The following is a 12,517-nucleotide window of genomic DNA, read 5'->3' on the forward strand; positions in this document are numbered from 1 at the left end:
TCACTCCTGTCTCAGTTGTGAACTCCTCCCATTGGCATTGAAGATAGGGCATGGATCCTGACCCAGCTAGGCCGCAGTTGGAATGGCTGCCATGCGCCTGGTGCAACTTTCTGAAAACGCTCATTATTTGTGCTCCTCAGTACAAAAAGTAGCGCTGCGCCATCGGCAGCTCTTTCGCAGGCTGGCAGGTGAGCAATTCGCCATCGGCGCGCACCTCATAGGTTTCCGGGTTGACCTCGATCTCGGGGGTCGCACTGTTCAGTTGCAGATCGGATTTGCCGATGTCGCGAGTGCCTTTGACGGCGACGGTCTGTTTCGCCAGCCCCAGCTTGTCGCGCAATCCGCTGGCCTGGGCCGCCTCAGATACAAAGGTCACGGCAGAGTTTTCCACGGATCGACCATAGGCCCCCCACATGGGCCGCGAATAGACTGGTTGCGGGGTAGGGATCGAGGCATTGGGATCACCCATCTGCGCGCAGACGATGGTGCCCGCCATCAGCACCATCTCGGGCTTCACCCCGAAAAATGCCGGGTTCCACAACACCAGATCGGCGCGTTTGCCTTCCTCGATGCTGCCGATCTCGTGAGAGATGCCATGGGCGATGGCCGGGTTGATGGTGTATTTTGCGATATAGCGGCGGACGCGGAAGTTGTCGTTCTCGCCGGTCTCCTCGGCCAGGCGGCCGCGCTGTTTCTTCATCTTGTCGGCGGTCTGCCAGGTGCGGATCAGCACCTCGCCGACCCGGCCCATGGCCTGGCTGTCGGAGGCGATGATCGAAAAGGCCCCCATGTCGTGCAGGATATCCTCGGCGGCGATGGTCTCGCGGCGGATACGGCTTTCGGCAAAGGCGACATCCTCGGGGATGGATTTGTCGAGGTGGTGACAGACCATCAGCATGTCGAGGTGTTCCTCGATGGTGTTGACGGTAAAGGGCCGCGTCGGGTTGGTGGAGGAGGGCAGCACGTGCTGCTCGCCGCAGATCTTGATGATGTCGGGGGCATGGCCGCCGCCGGCGCCCTCGGTGTGGAAGGCGTGGATCGTGCGGCCCTTCATCGCCGCGACGGTATGTTCGACAAAGCCGCTCTCGTTCAGGGTATCGGTGTGGATCATCACCTGCACGTCCATCGCATCCGCCACCCCAAGACAGCAGTCGATGGTGGCAGGCGTAGTGCCCCAATCCTCGTGCAGTTTCAGAGCGCAGGCGCCGCCAAGGATCTGTTCCTCGAGGGCTGCGGGCAGCGAGGCGTTGCCCTTGCCCGCAAAGGCCAGGTTCATCGGGAAGGCATCTGCCGCCTGCATCATGCGGCCAAGGTGCCAGGCACCGGGGGTGCAGGTGGTGGCCAATGTCCCATGGGCCGGCCCGGTGCCGCCGCCCAGCATGGTGGTGAGGCCCGAATGAAGCGCATCCTCGATCTGCTGCGGGCAGATGTAATGGATGTGGCTGTCAAAGCCGCCCGCTGTCAGGATCCGCCCCTCGCCCGCGATGGCCTCGGTTCCGGGGCCGACGATGATATCGACGCCGGGCTGGGTGTCCGGGTTGCCCGCCTTGCCGATCTTCGCGATGCGCCCGTCCTTCAGGCCCACATCCGCCTTGTAGATGCCGGTGTGATCGACGATCAGCGCATTGGTGATCACCGTATCCACGGCGCCTGCGGCGCGGGTGGCCTGGGATTGCCCCATGCCGTCGCGGATCACCTTGCCGCCGCCGAATTTCACCTCTTCCCCGTAAAGGGGCGCGTTTTCACCTGCGCGCTCGGCGATGAGGTCGCGCTCTACCTCGATGATCAGATCGGTATCGGCCAGCCGCAGCCGGTCCCCGGTGGTGGGGCCATACATGGCGGCATAATCGGCGCGGGAGATGGTCTTAGGCATTAGTTGGTCTCCGCAAATGAACGAAGTTGATGGGTACGCTGCACGGTCAGATCAGTGAAGCAGCCCGAATAGAGCAGTGGTTGCAGGGATCCGCCGAAGGCGATGTCGCTTTCCGCAAGGCATGCATTGTCGCGAAACGTGATCCAGGCTCGTTGCGCCTGTCGCAAAGCATCTTCGGTGCTCAGGTTCTCTGTTTGGCCACCAACGCGACGCTGCATGGTCAGCCCATGGCGCGACGTGTCCAGCATCCTCGCGTTCTCAATGGCAGCCCGATAGGCGAGGTTCAGATCTTGATCTGCCCTTTGCCATTCTTCGTAGGCGCAGATGTTCATATCCGTCTGAGTCTGGGGATTCGAGCAGTCGCGCTGCTCGGCGCTGGCACTGCCAGATGCAACACTCACGACCACTGCAACAACGAAAGGTTTTCTCACAAATCACCCATGATCTGCTGGTTGAAGCCATAGACTTTGCGGGCGCCGCCGATGGGGATCAGTTGCACCTCGCGGCGCTGGCCGGGTTCGAACCGCACGGCGGTGCCGGCGGCGATATCAAGACGCATGCCGCGCGCCGCCTCCCGATCGAAATCAAGCGCGGAGTTGGTTTCGGCGAAATGGTAGTGGCTGCCGACCTGCACCGGACGGTCGCCGGTATTGGCCACCATCAGGGTGATCGCCGCCGAGCTGTCGTTCAGGGACAAATCACCTGCGGCTGGGAAAATCTCTCCGGGGATCATTTGCGCGACCGCACGTAGACCAGTGCCGCAGCACCACCGACGGTCAGCGCCGCAAGGATCACGGGCAGCCAGTTTTCCGCCCCGTGCGGATGCAGGTGTGCCCCGCCATGGGCCAGGGCCGGACCAGCGGTGAGCGTGATGGCGGATGCGAGAGCGGGCAGGTGTTTCATGTCATGTCTCCTGTCGGGGGGTTATCGAATGGGGTTGTGGACGGTCACCAGCTTGGTGCCATCGGGAAAGGTCGCCTCGACCTGAACCTCGTGGATCATCTCGGGCACGCCCGCCATGCATTGGTCACGGCTGACGACAGCGGCGCCTGCCTCCATCATCTCGGCGACCGAGCGCCCGTCGCGGGCACCTTCCACCACCGCATCGGTAATGAGGGCGATCGCCTCTGGGTGATTGAGCTTCACGCCGCGGGCCAGGCGCTTGCGCGCAACCTCGGCGGCCATGGCGACCAGCAGCTTGTCTTTTTCACGGGGGGTCAGGTTCATCTCGTCATAGTCTCCAGCAGCGCGGCAGACCGTGTTTGGTCAGCCGGTCAAGAATGGGAACAAGGCTCTGGCGCATTTCGAAACTGTCTGTCGCCAGCAGGCGCAGCACCAAAAGGCCATCGGCAACAAGCGACACGCCGCCGGTGGCGGGCAGCATGTCACGCAAGGGTTTGATCCAGGCTTCGGCATCGGGGGCGGCCAGCACCAGGGCGGCCATGGCACGCGCGCCTGCGGCGACGGCGGGGCGGTCCAGGGTGGCGGCAATGTCGCCCGCCAGGTCCACCCCGTCATAATAGATGAGGTGCCCATCCCGGCGTATCTCGACCCGGTCGCTAAAGGCGGCATCCTGCAGCTCTTCCCCCATGGCCATGCGGCCAAAGACGACCGGCTCCACCATCAGGAACCGGGAATCGGCGGCCATCTCGACCTTCAGGGAGCGGGCAAAGCGGCAACCCTCGAACAGGATGGTCTCTTGTGGCAGCCAGTTGAGCTGTGCACCGCTGGCAAGCTCAAGGCAGGTTTCCATGCGGCCCGTCTCGCCCGGTTGCGCCCGATAGGCGCGCTCGGCGGCCTGGGTGGTCATGGTGAGCTTACCCCCGGCCAGCGACGCCGCCGCGATATCGAAGCGATCACCGCCGGTTATGCCGCCGGCGGTATTGACCATCACAGCTTCCGGGTGGGGGCGGCCCTGCGGGAACAACAGTTTCATCGCACCCGCCTGGTGCAGCTCCTTCAACCGCACGGCGCCGTCCTTATAGTGAACGCAGACGCGCGCGCGGCCCCGGGCGCGCGGCTGGGCAGCCGAAACCGGCCGTGCGTCTTGCTGCGATATGATGGTGGCGTCGGTGATCTTTTGCACTCCCCTGGCGCTATGCGACTCTCGCCTTTGCCTAAGAGGGTGCGCTTTGCGGGGTGGAATGACCATTTTGCAGGCGCTTGATGGGCGTCTCGCCAGCAAGACTGCCTGAAAATTGACCTCAACCCAAAAAGATCGCCCGCTTTTTCAGCAATCGAGGATTCCGCCCCCCGGGATCGGTGCAAGGATTTGCCAACCTTGCCGCGCTGCAGAAACCTGACTGCGGGCCGTGTGACCTCATCTGAGTGAGAGCAAGCGCGGGCCTTGGGAGTGTGGCGGCCACACGAATTGGACCTCGATCAGACCGCCACACGTTTTGCAACAACAGTTGCAGGGCTGACCTAGTACCGCCGCTCTTGGCTGACAAGAGAAGAGACGGAACAGGAATGCCCTGCTTGGAGGGAATAATGAGCTTTTTCAAGAAAACCGCTGCCAGCGTGCTGGCCCTGGGCCTGACTGCCGGTGCCGGTCTTGCTGCCGATTGCACCATCAAGGTGGGTGTTCTGCACTCGCTGTCGGGCACCATGGCGATTTCCGAAACCACGCTGAAGGACACCATGCTGATGCTGGTGGCCGATCAGAACGAAAAGGGCGGCCTGCTGGGCTGCGAGCTGGAAGCGGTCGTGGTCGACCCGGCTTCCGACTGGCCGCTGTTTGCCGAAAAGGCGCGCGAGCTTTTGACCGTGCATGAGGTGGACGTGATCTTCGGCAACTGGACCTCCGTCAGCCGCAAATCCGTGCTGCCCGTCATCGAAGAGCTGAACGGCCTTCTGTTCTACCCCGTCCAGTATGAGGGCGAGGAAAGCTCCAAGAACGTCTTCTACACCGGTGCCGCGCCCAACCAGCAGGCGATCCCCGCGACGGATTACTTCCTTGAGGAACTGGGCGTCGAGAAATTCGCGCTGCTGGGCACCGACTATGTCTACCCGCGCACGACCAACAACATCCTGGAAAGCTATCTCAAGGGCAAAGGCATCGCCGAAAGCGATATCTTCGTGAACTACACCCCCTTTGGCCATTCGGACTGGTCCAAGATCGTCGCTGACGTGGTGGCGCTGGGTGCGGATGGCAAGAAGGTCGGCGTGATCTCCACCATCAACGGCGACGCCAACATCGGTTTCTACAAGGAACTGGCGGCGGCGGGCATTTCCGCCGATGACATCCCGGTCGTGGCCTTCTCGGTCGGCGAAGAGGAACTGTCGGGTCTGGATACGTCGAACTTGGTTGGCCACCTGGCGGCCTGGAACTACTTCCAGTCGGCTGACACCGAAGCCAACGAGGCCTTCGTTGCCAAGTGGAAAGAGGTCATGGGCGAAGAGCGTGTGACCAATGACCCGATGGAAGCGCATTACATCGGCTTCAACATGTGGGCCAATGCGGTGACCGCCGCCGGTACGGCTGACGTGGATGCGGTGCGTAGCGCCATGTACGGTCAGGAGTTCCCGAACCTCACCGGTGGCACCGCCGTGATGCTGCCGAACCACCATCTGGCCAAGCCGGTGCTGATCGGCGAGATCCAGGAAGACGGCCAGTTCGACATCATCTCGGCAACCGAGCCGGTGCCGGGCGATGCATGGACCGACTTCCTGCCGGAATCGGCGGTTCTGATGTCCGACTGGAAGGATCTGGGCTGCGGTATGTACAACACCGAGACCAAGACCTGCGTGCAGACGCTTTCGAACTACTGATCTTCTGAACCGAGAAGACCAAGGTCGCGGCGGGGGCTTTCATAGCCTCCGCCCCGGCTGACGCCCTCGACCGGACGCCGGAGCGGAGTCTTTGGGGGCATCACTTTCAGGGCGGATCTCAACGACATGAAACGACTACTCCTCGCCTGCCTCGCGCTGATCTGCGCGTGCCAGGTCAGCCTTGCCCAGACCCCGGCGGGCAGCGGCCCCCTGCAGCAGCTCTTGCAGGACAACCGCGCGCTGATCGAGAAAAGCTCGCGCAAGACCATCGGGCCGGTGATCGACAGTATCGCCTCCAGCGGTCTGCCGCAGGCGCGGAGCTTCCTGGAGGCCTGGCAGGCCAAGGAGATCTGGCAACGCAAGGAGGACGGTCTGTTCTTCATCGGCGCGGAAGTTGCCAAACGCAGCTATGCCCTCAGCGACCCGGACGATGGCGCCGTGGTCGGAGATTATGACAAGGGTGATCTGAAACAGCTGAAACCCAATAGCGGCGTGCGGGCGATGATCGCCACCGCGCTGGTGCAGTTCCAGCTGAGTGATCCGGATCCCGCCACCCGGGCCGAGGCCCTGCTGGCCATTGAACGTGCACCCGGTGCCGAACTGCTGGCACCTCTGCGTGCCTCGATCGACGGCGAGAAAGACCCGGCGCTGAAGGCCCGCAAGACGCGGCTCGCCCTGCTGTTGACCATCGCCTATGGCGCGGATGAGGCAAAGCGGATCGCCGCCATCGAAGGTCTGTCCGGGGACCTCAGCGTCGATGTGCGCGCGGCGCTCAATCCGCTGGTGGCCGTCACCGTAGAGCTGGCCAAGGAAGTGCCACAGGGCCGCAATATCGCCCGCACCCTGACCCCCGGCGAAGAGGGCCTGTCCCGCAATGATGCCTATGACATGCTGGTTGCTGCAGGTCATGTGCCCAAACGCACCACCCCGGATGCGCTGCGTCAGGCCCTTGCAGCAAATATCGAGGGCGGCCGGGTGGCAGGTGTTCCGGTGGCGCAGCTTTCCAACGAACTGGTCCGGGAGAAGGTATACGAGGGCCTTGCCTCGGACGGAAAGGTGCCGCCTTTCGTGGGTGAGGATGCCATCACCATTGCCCTGAACCGCTATGTATTCTTCGAAACCTACGCCGAGCCATCTGGTGCCGTGACCGATGCCGCGCGGCAGGCGCTGGAGCGTATCGGCACCAAGGTTGCACTCAACCAGGCGGTGGATCTGGGTCTGGATGCTATCTCGCTCGCCTCGATCTATTTCCTGGCGGCGATCGGCCTTGCCATCACCTTCGGCCTGATGGGGGTCATCAACATGGCCCATGGCGAGTTCATCATGATGGGCGCCTACACAGGCTACGTGGCGCAGCAGGTGATCCCGAACCACACGGTGTCGATCCTTGTCGCCATTCCACTGGCCTTTGGCGTCACATTCGCGGCTGGTGTCGCGATGGAGCGGCTGGTGATCCGGCATCTCTACAACCGCCCGCTGGAGACCCTCTTGGCGACCTTCGGGATCTCCATCGCGCTACAGCAGCTCGCGAAGAACATCTTCGGAACGCAGGCGCGCCCGCTGACGGCGCCGGGCTGGCTGGATGGCGCCTGGGTGATCAACGATGTGGTCTCGATCAGCTATATCCGGATCGCGATTTTCGTGCTGGCGCTGATCTTCCTGGCGCTGTTCCTCTTCATCATGCGGCGCACGCGGCTGGGGCTTGAGACCCGCGCGGTGACGCAGAACCCGCGCATGGCGTCCTCCATGGGGATCAATCCGGGGCGGGTGAACATGCTGACCTTTGGTCTGGGATCGGGCATTGCCGGGATCGCGGGCGTTGCCATCGGTCTCTTCGCCAAAGTCACCTCGGAGCTGGGGCAAGACTATATCGTGCAAAGCTTCATGACCGTGGTTGTGGGCGGTGTCGGCAATATCTTCGGCACCCTTGCCGGTGCGGCGATGATCGGCTCCCTGCAAAAGGGGATCGAATGGCTGAACCCGTCCAACACGCTGGCGGCGCAGACCTATATGATCATCTTCATCATCATCTTCATTCAGTTCCGCCCCAGAGGGATCATCGCCCTCAAGGGCCGTGCGGCGGGGGATTGATCCATGCGACAGTCATTCATTGCAAAGAACCCATCGGTTCTGGTCTTCCTTTCGATCCTCGCGCTGTTCACCCTCTTGGTGACCGTGTTTGCCGAGGGACCGGGGGCCGGGCTGATCCCCACGAGTTTTGTGAAAACGCTGGGCAAGACCCTGTGCCTGTGCCTGATCGCCATCGCCATGGATCTGATCTGGGGCTACACCGGTATCCTGTCGCTGGGCCATTTCGCCTTCTTTGGCTTGGGCGGTTACATGATCGGCATGTGGCTGATGTATGAGCGCACCCGCCTGATCGTGAGTGACGCGCTGGCGCAGGGCGACATCCCCCCGACCGAGGCGGAGGTGGTCGATGCCATCGGCACGCAGATCTTCGGCGTGGTGGGCAGCAGCGAATTCCCGGTGGTCTGGATGTTTGCCGACAGTCTGGTGCTGCAGCTGATGCTGGTGGTGCTGGTGCCGGGCGTGCTGGCGGCCATCTTTGGCTGGCTGGCCTTCCGCAGCCGGGTCACGGGCGTGTACCTGTCGATCCTGACCCAGGCGATGACGCTGGCGCTGGCGCTGTACCTGTTCCAGAACGATTCCGGTCTGCGCGGCAACAACGGTCTGTCGGGCCTGCAGAACCTGCCGGGGGTGGAGGCGCCGCAGTCCGAGGTTTCCATGTGGTTCTTCTGGGCCTCGGCGCTGACCTTGGGCCTTGGCTATATGCTGGCGGTCTGGGTGGTCTCGGGCAAGTTCGGTTCGGTCATCCGCGGCATCCGCGACAACGAGGCCCGCGTGCGTTTCCTTGGCTACCCGGTCGAGACCTTCAAGCTGGCCGTGTTCACCCTCACCGCCTGTATCGCCGCCATCGCGGGCGCGCTCTACTACCCGCAGGCGGGCATCATCAACCCGGCGGAAATGGCGCCGGTGGCCTCGATCTATCTGGCGGTCTGGGTCGCCATCGGCGGGCGCGGGCGGCTTTACGGCGCGGTGATCGGCGCGGCCTTTGTCTCGCTGGTCTCCACCTGGTTCACCGGCGGGCAGGCGCCTGACATTCCCCTGGGGTTCTACACCATCAAATGGGTGGACTGGTGGCAGGTGATCCTGGGTCTGTCCTTCGTCCTGGTGACGCTGTTTGCGCCGAAAGGCATCGGCGGCCTCTTTGACCTCCTGCCGCGAAAGGACCGGACATGAGCACGCTTCTGGAAGTCTCTGGCGTTTCCGTCAGCTTTGACGGGTTCAAGGCGATCAACAACCTGTCGTTCCAGATCGCCGAGGCCGAGCTGCGCGCGGTGATTGGCCCCAATGGGGCGGGCAAGACCACCTTCATGGATATCGTCACCGGCAAGACACGCCCTGATGAAGGCCGGGTGATCTGGGGAGAGAAGTCCGTGTCACTGCTGGACATGGACGAAGCGCAGATCGCGCGGCAGGGCATCGGGCGCAAGTTCCAGAAACCCACGGTTTTCGAAGACCAGTCGGTGCGCGACAACCTGATGATGGCCCTGAAAAAGGACCGCTGGGTGATTGCGGTGCTGCTGTTCCGTGCTTCAAGCGCGGATATGGCACGGGTGGAGGACCTGGCGGCAGAGGTCGGTCTTTCGGATCAGCTTGACCGCATTGCGGGAGAGCTGTCCCACGGGCAGAAACAGTGGCTCGAGATCGGTATGCTCTTGGCGCAGGAGCCGCGGCTTTTGCTGGTCGATGAACCGGCGGCGGGCATGACGCCTGAGGAACGCGAACACACCACCGATCTTTTGGTGGAGGCCGCCAAGACCCGCGCGGTGGTGGTGGTTGAGCACGATATGGAGTTCGTGCGCCGTCTCAACTGCAAGGTCACGGTGCTGCACGAGGGCGCGGTGCTGGCCGAAGGGGGATTGGATCATGTGACCTCCAATCCCGAAGTCATCGATGTTTACCTGGGGCGCTGAGCGATGCTGGATCTGAAAGATATCACCCTCCACTATGGCCGCAGCCGGATCCTGAACGGGATCTCCATGCAGGCGGATCTCGGCGAGGTCACCTGCGTGATGGGCTGCAACGGCGTTGGCAAGACCAGCCTGATGAAGGCGGTCACCGGCACCCACCCGCGATCAGGCGGCACCATGCAGTTCGACGGGCAGGAGATCGGCGTCGTGCCCGCGCACCAACTGGCCCGCGCAGGCATCGCCTATGTGCCGCAGGGGCGCGATATCTTCCCGCTCTTGACGGTGAAGGAGAACCTTGAGACCGGCTTTGCCTGCCTGCCCAAGGAAGAACATTACATCCCCGATCACATCTATGATCTGTTCCCGATCCTGAAGGACTTCCTGGCCCGGCGGGGGGGCGATCTGTCCGGCGGACAGCAACAGCAGCTGGCCATCGCCCGTGCCCTGATCACCAAGCCGAAACTCTTGGTGCTGGACGAGCCGACCGAGGGCATCCAGCCCAATATCATCAAGCAGATCGGCGAGGTCATCAAACTCTTGCGCACGCAGGGTGACATGGCGATCATCCTGGTCGAACAGTTCTTCGATTTCGCCTATGAGCTGGCCGACCGTTTCGTGGTCCTGCGCCGGGGCGAGGTGGTGCTGGAGGGCCGCAAGGGCGAAGTGGAACGCGATGCGCTGCTGGAGGGCGTTTCGGTCTAACCCCGTTCAGAATAAACGCTATTGGGGAAATTCCCCCTTGATCCGCTCGCCCCATTGGGGAACTTGGGGCCATGAGCGATTTCAACTGTCCCAATTGCGGCAGCGGCATCAGCCCTGCGATCAAGTCGATCAAGATGCTGAGCTGCCCCTCCTGCGGCACCAGCCTGTTTCTTGAGGACGAGGGTGCAAGGCTCGCTGGCGAAGCAGGCGTGATGCATGACGTGCCGATGCTCTTTGGCCTTGGCGATTGGCTACGGATCGACAATTGGAGATTCGCGGTTCTGGGCCATGCGCGGTTTTCCTACGGGCGCGGCACCTGGGACGAGTTCTTTTGCCGCCGCGAAGACGGCCCCCTGCGCTGGATCTCGGTCGATGAAGGCGACGTGGTGATCCAACAGGAACTGACGCGGGCGGACTGGCCCCGTTACGACGGAACGCTGCATCTGGGGCGGCAGATCGAATACGATCATGAAGACTTCACCGTGATCGAAATGGACGAGGCGACCTGCGTGGCCCTGCGTGGCAGTTTCGATCATCCGCTCAGCGTCGGGGAGCGCTACAGCTTCGTGAATCTTCAGGATCGTCACGGGCGGCTGCTGTCCGGTGAGTTCCAGGGCGATTTTCGCGATTGGTACAGCGGTGTCTGGGTCGATCCCTTTGATATCCGGGTCGAAACTGCGGGCAGGGCCGCGCAATGAGCCTCAATCCCGATCTGAAATCCGTCGATTGCACCGCCTGCGGCGCGGGGCTGGATGTTCTGGGCGGCGGACGCGTCACCGTCCATATCTGCCCCTATTGCGGCACCGAGCTGGACGCGCTCGACAGCTACCGCGCCCTGCGCCGCTTCAACGATGTGGAGCGGCCCAAGACTCCCTTTCCCATTGGCACCACAGGGCGGCTATATGGCGTGGAGTTCACCGTCATCGGCCTCCTGCAGCACCGGGAGTTTTGGCAAGGGGTGGCCTACACCTGGCTCGATCATCAGCTCTATTCCCCGACCCACGGCTATGCCTGGCTGACGATTGAAGATGGTCACCTGGTCTTTTCCCGTCGCCATCGCGGCGGTGGCGGCTGGATGTCGGAGCGGCAGGTGGACACCTCGGAGTATCAGCCTGAGGTCAGTATCGGCGGGGAGCGGTTCCGCTACTACGAGACCTCCACCAGTACGATCACCTATGCCGAGGGCGAATTCACCTGGGCGCCGCAAAAGGACGAGCGCACCACCGAGGTGACCGCCATCTCCGATGGTGCGGGGATGGGGTTTTCCCAGACCGGAACCGAGCGCGAGACCTACCGCATGACCTATGTCACCCCGGAAGAGGCCGAGGACGCCTTTGGAGTTGCAACCGGCCTCATGCCACGCGGTGTGCACGCCCTGCAGTCCTTCCGGGCGGGTGCAAACCATCGGTTCCTGGTGATGGCGGGCATTGTCTTTGCGCTCCTGTCGCTCCTGATCGCGGGGGTGTTGGAAAGCCTGCCGGGGCAGGCCGTCGCCCGCACCCGGCATATCGCCATGGCCGACTTCCCGGCTGAGCTGCCCTTTACCATCGACACGCCGAACCGGCTCACTCGTATCACGCTGGACGGGGACGCCAGCAATAGCTGGGCCTATTTGTCACTGGAGCTGGAAGACCCTGAGGGCGACCCCGTTTTCGAGGCTGGGCGGACGGTAGAATACTACTACGGCTCGGATGCGGATGGTCGCTGGACGGAAGGTACCAATCGCGCCAGCCTGACATTCCGCCCCGAAATGGCGGGAGAGTACCATCTGACCGTGTCATTGGAGGAAAGCGGGTTTTGGGGCGGTGATTTCCCCGTTGGCAATCGCAAGACTCCGGCGCAGATCAGCGCCATCGACGTGGGGATCCGCAGCGGTCTCTCTAGCGGGCGCTGGATGGTTGTGCTGGCGGTGGTCTTTGGCCTGATCGGGGGCTATCCGCTGTTCCGGAAATACTGGCACGAAAAACGCCGCTGGAGTGGCAGTGACTGGATCGATGAGGACTGAGTGATGATAACCCCGTTCCGACTTGTTTTCCTGCTGCTGGCCGGGCTTGCCGTCGCCGGAACCTCCTATGTCGCCTACATGGGATACGGCAGCGAAAGCACGGACCTTGACCGATCGGTCAGGGTGGTGGGCGCCGGGCGCGGCCTGAATGGACATGTGAAATAACAATAA

At 62.7% G+C, this 12,517-nt stretch carries 14 protein-coding genes; 8 read left to right on the forward strand and 6 right to left on the reverse strand.

The window, feature by feature from the left end:
* Positions 1-136 precede the first annotated feature (136 nt).
* The 6 genes from ureC to PXK01_RS02905 are packed head-to-tail and all read right to left on the reverse strand — an operon-like array spanning position 137 to position 3,959.
* Entirely contained in the window at positions 137-1,873 is a 1,737-nt protein-coding gene (ureC, locus tag PXK01_RS02880; RefSeq protein WP_274858799.1) for an urease subunit alpha, read from the reverse strand.
* Complete coding sequence (locus PXK01_RS02885; RefSeq protein WP_274847776.1) at positions 1,873-2,304, reverse strand: lysozyme inhibitor LprI family protein; 432 nt, start codon at positions 2,302-2,304, stop codon at positions 1,873-1,875. Before PXK01_RS02885 ends, ureC begins: the two co-directional genes overlap by 1 nt.
* The gene (locus PXK01_RS02890) at positions 2,301-2,606 is read right to left on the reverse strand and encodes an urease subunit beta (RefSeq protein WP_274847777.1); all 306 of its coding nucleotides are present in this window, start codon (positions 2,604-2,606) and stop codon (positions 2,301-2,303) included. The genes PXK01_RS02885 and PXK01_RS02890 overlap by 4 nt, the downstream gene beginning before the upstream one ends.
* Positions 2,603-2,776, reverse strand: coding sequence for a hypothetical protein (locus PXK01_RS02895; protein ID WP_274847778.1), 174 nt, complete (start codon positions 2,774-2,776; stop codon positions 2,603-2,605). Before PXK01_RS02895 ends, PXK01_RS02890 begins: the two co-directional genes overlap by 4 nt.
* Positions 2,777-2,797: 21 nt before the next feature.
* Positions 2,798-3,100, reverse strand: coding sequence for an urease subunit gamma (locus PXK01_RS02900; protein ID WP_274847779.1), 303 nt, complete (start codon positions 3,098-3,100; stop codon positions 2,798-2,800).
* A 4-nt stretch (positions 3,101-3,104) separates the two neighbouring features.
* Positions 3,105-3,959, reverse strand: coding sequence for an urease accessory protein UreD (locus tag PXK01_RS02905; RefSeq protein WP_274858800.1), 855 nt, complete (start codon positions 3,957-3,959; stop codon positions 3,105-3,107).
* Positions 3,960-4,363: 404 nt separating this feature from the next.
* Between PXK01_RS02905 and urtA the strand changes: the two genes are divergently transcribed.
* The 8 genes from urtA (at position 4,364) to PXK01_RS02945 (ending at position 12,511) form a co-directional block, all read left to right on the forward strand.
* The gene (gene urtA / locus PXK01_RS02910) at positions 4,364-5,644 is read left to right on the forward strand and encodes an urea ABC transporter substrate-binding protein (protein ID WP_274847781.1); all 1,281 of its coding nucleotides are present in this window, start codon (positions 4,364-4,366) and stop codon (positions 5,642-5,644) included.
* 126 nt (positions 5,645-5,770) lie between these two features.
* Complete coding sequence (urtB, locus tag PXK01_RS02915) at positions 5,771-7,735, forward strand: urea ABC transporter permease subunit UrtB (protein ID WP_274858801.1); 1,965 nt, start codon at positions 5,771-5,773, stop codon at positions 7,733-7,735.
* 3 nt (positions 7,736-7,738) lie between these two features.
* Positions 7,739-8,905 (forward strand): urea ABC transporter permease subunit UrtC, encoded by a 1,167-nt coding sequence (gene urtC / locus PXK01_RS02920; RefSeq protein WP_274858803.1) that lies wholly within the window; start codon positions 7,739-7,741, stop codon positions 8,903-8,905.
* Complete coding sequence (gene urtD / locus PXK01_RS02925; RefSeq protein WP_274858804.1) at positions 8,902-9,642, forward strand: urea ABC transporter ATP-binding protein UrtD; 741 nt, start codon at positions 8,902-8,904, stop codon at positions 9,640-9,642. The genes urtC and urtD overlap by 4 nt, the downstream gene beginning before the upstream one ends.
* Positions 9,643-9,645: 3 nt before the next feature.
* Positions 9,646-10,341 (forward strand): urea ABC transporter ATP-binding subunit UrtE, encoded by a 696-nt coding sequence (urtE, locus tag PXK01_RS02930; protein WP_274847786.1) that lies wholly within the window; start codon positions 9,646-9,648, stop codon positions 10,339-10,341.
* Positions 10,342-10,412: 71 nt separating this feature from the next.
* A complete protein-coding gene (locus PXK01_RS02935) occupies positions 10,413-11,039 on the forward strand; it encodes a DUF4178 domain-containing protein (protein WP_274847787.1) in 627 nt (208 codons plus the stop codon).
* Complete coding sequence (locus PXK01_RS02940) at positions 11,036-12,346, forward strand: DUF4178 domain-containing protein (RefSeq protein ID WP_274858805.1); 1,311 nt, start codon at positions 11,036-11,038, stop codon at positions 12,344-12,346. Before PXK01_RS02935 ends, PXK01_RS02940 begins: the two co-directional genes overlap by 4 nt.
* A 3-nt stretch (positions 12,347-12,349) precedes the next feature.
* The gene (locus PXK01_RS02945) at positions 12,350-12,511 is read left to right on the forward strand and encodes a hypothetical protein (protein ID WP_192967357.1); all 162 of its coding nucleotides are present in this window, start codon (positions 12,350-12,352) and stop codon (positions 12,509-12,511) included.
* Positions 12,512-12,517: the final 6 nt, after the last annotated feature.

The sequence above is a fragment of the Phaeobacter sp. PT47_59 genome, from assembly GCF_028890025.1.
Lineage (GTDB): Bacteria > Pseudomonadota > Alphaproteobacteria > Rhodobacterales > Rhodobacteraceae > Phycobacter.

Coding starts and splice junctions, on each gene's coding strand:
- PXK01_RS02935 (WP_274847787.1), top strand. CDS start 10,413: ATGAGCGATTTCAACTGTCCCAATTGCGGCAGCGGCATCAGCCCTGCG.
- PXK01_RS02890 (WP_274847777.1), bottom strand. CDS start 2,606: ATGATCCCCGGAGAGATTTTCCCAGCCGCAGGTGATTTGTCCCTGAAC.
- PXK01_RS02895 (WP_274847778.1), bottom strand. CDS start 2,776: ATGAAACACCTGCCCGCTCTCGCATCCGCCATCACGCTCACCGCTGGT.
- PXK01_RS02945 (WP_192967357.1), top strand. CDS start 12,350: ATGATAACCCCGTTCCGACTTGTTTTCCTGCTGCTGGCCGGGCTTGCC.
- PXK01_RS02900 (WP_274847779.1), bottom strand. CDS start 3,100: ATGAACCTGACCCCCCGTGAAAAAGACAAGCTGCTGGTCGCCATGGCC.
- urtD (WP_274858804.1), top strand. CDS start 8,902: ATGAGCACGCTTCTGGAAGTCTCTGGCGTTTCCGTCAGCTTTGACGGG.
- ureC (WP_274858799.1), bottom strand. CDS start 1,873: ATGCCTAAGACCATCTCCCGCGCCGATTATGCCGCCATGTATGGCCCC.
- urtB (WP_274858801.1), top strand. CDS start 5,771: ATGAAACGACTACTCCTCGCCTGCCTCGCGCTGATCTGCGCGTGCCAG.
- PXK01_RS02940 (WP_274858805.1), top strand. CDS start 11,036: ATGAGCCTCAATCCCGATCTGAAATCCGTCGATTGCACCGCCTGCGGC.
- urtA (WP_274847781.1), top strand. CDS start 4,364: ATGAGCTTTTTCAAGAAAACCGCTGCCAGCGTGCTGGCCCTGGGCCTG.
- urtC (WP_274858803.1), top strand. CDS start 7,739: ATGCGACAGTCATTCATTGCAAAGAACCCATCGGTTCTGGTCTTCCTT.
- urtE (WP_274847786.1), top strand. CDS start 9,646: ATGCTGGATCTGAAAGATATCACCCTCCACTATGGCCGCAGCCGGATC.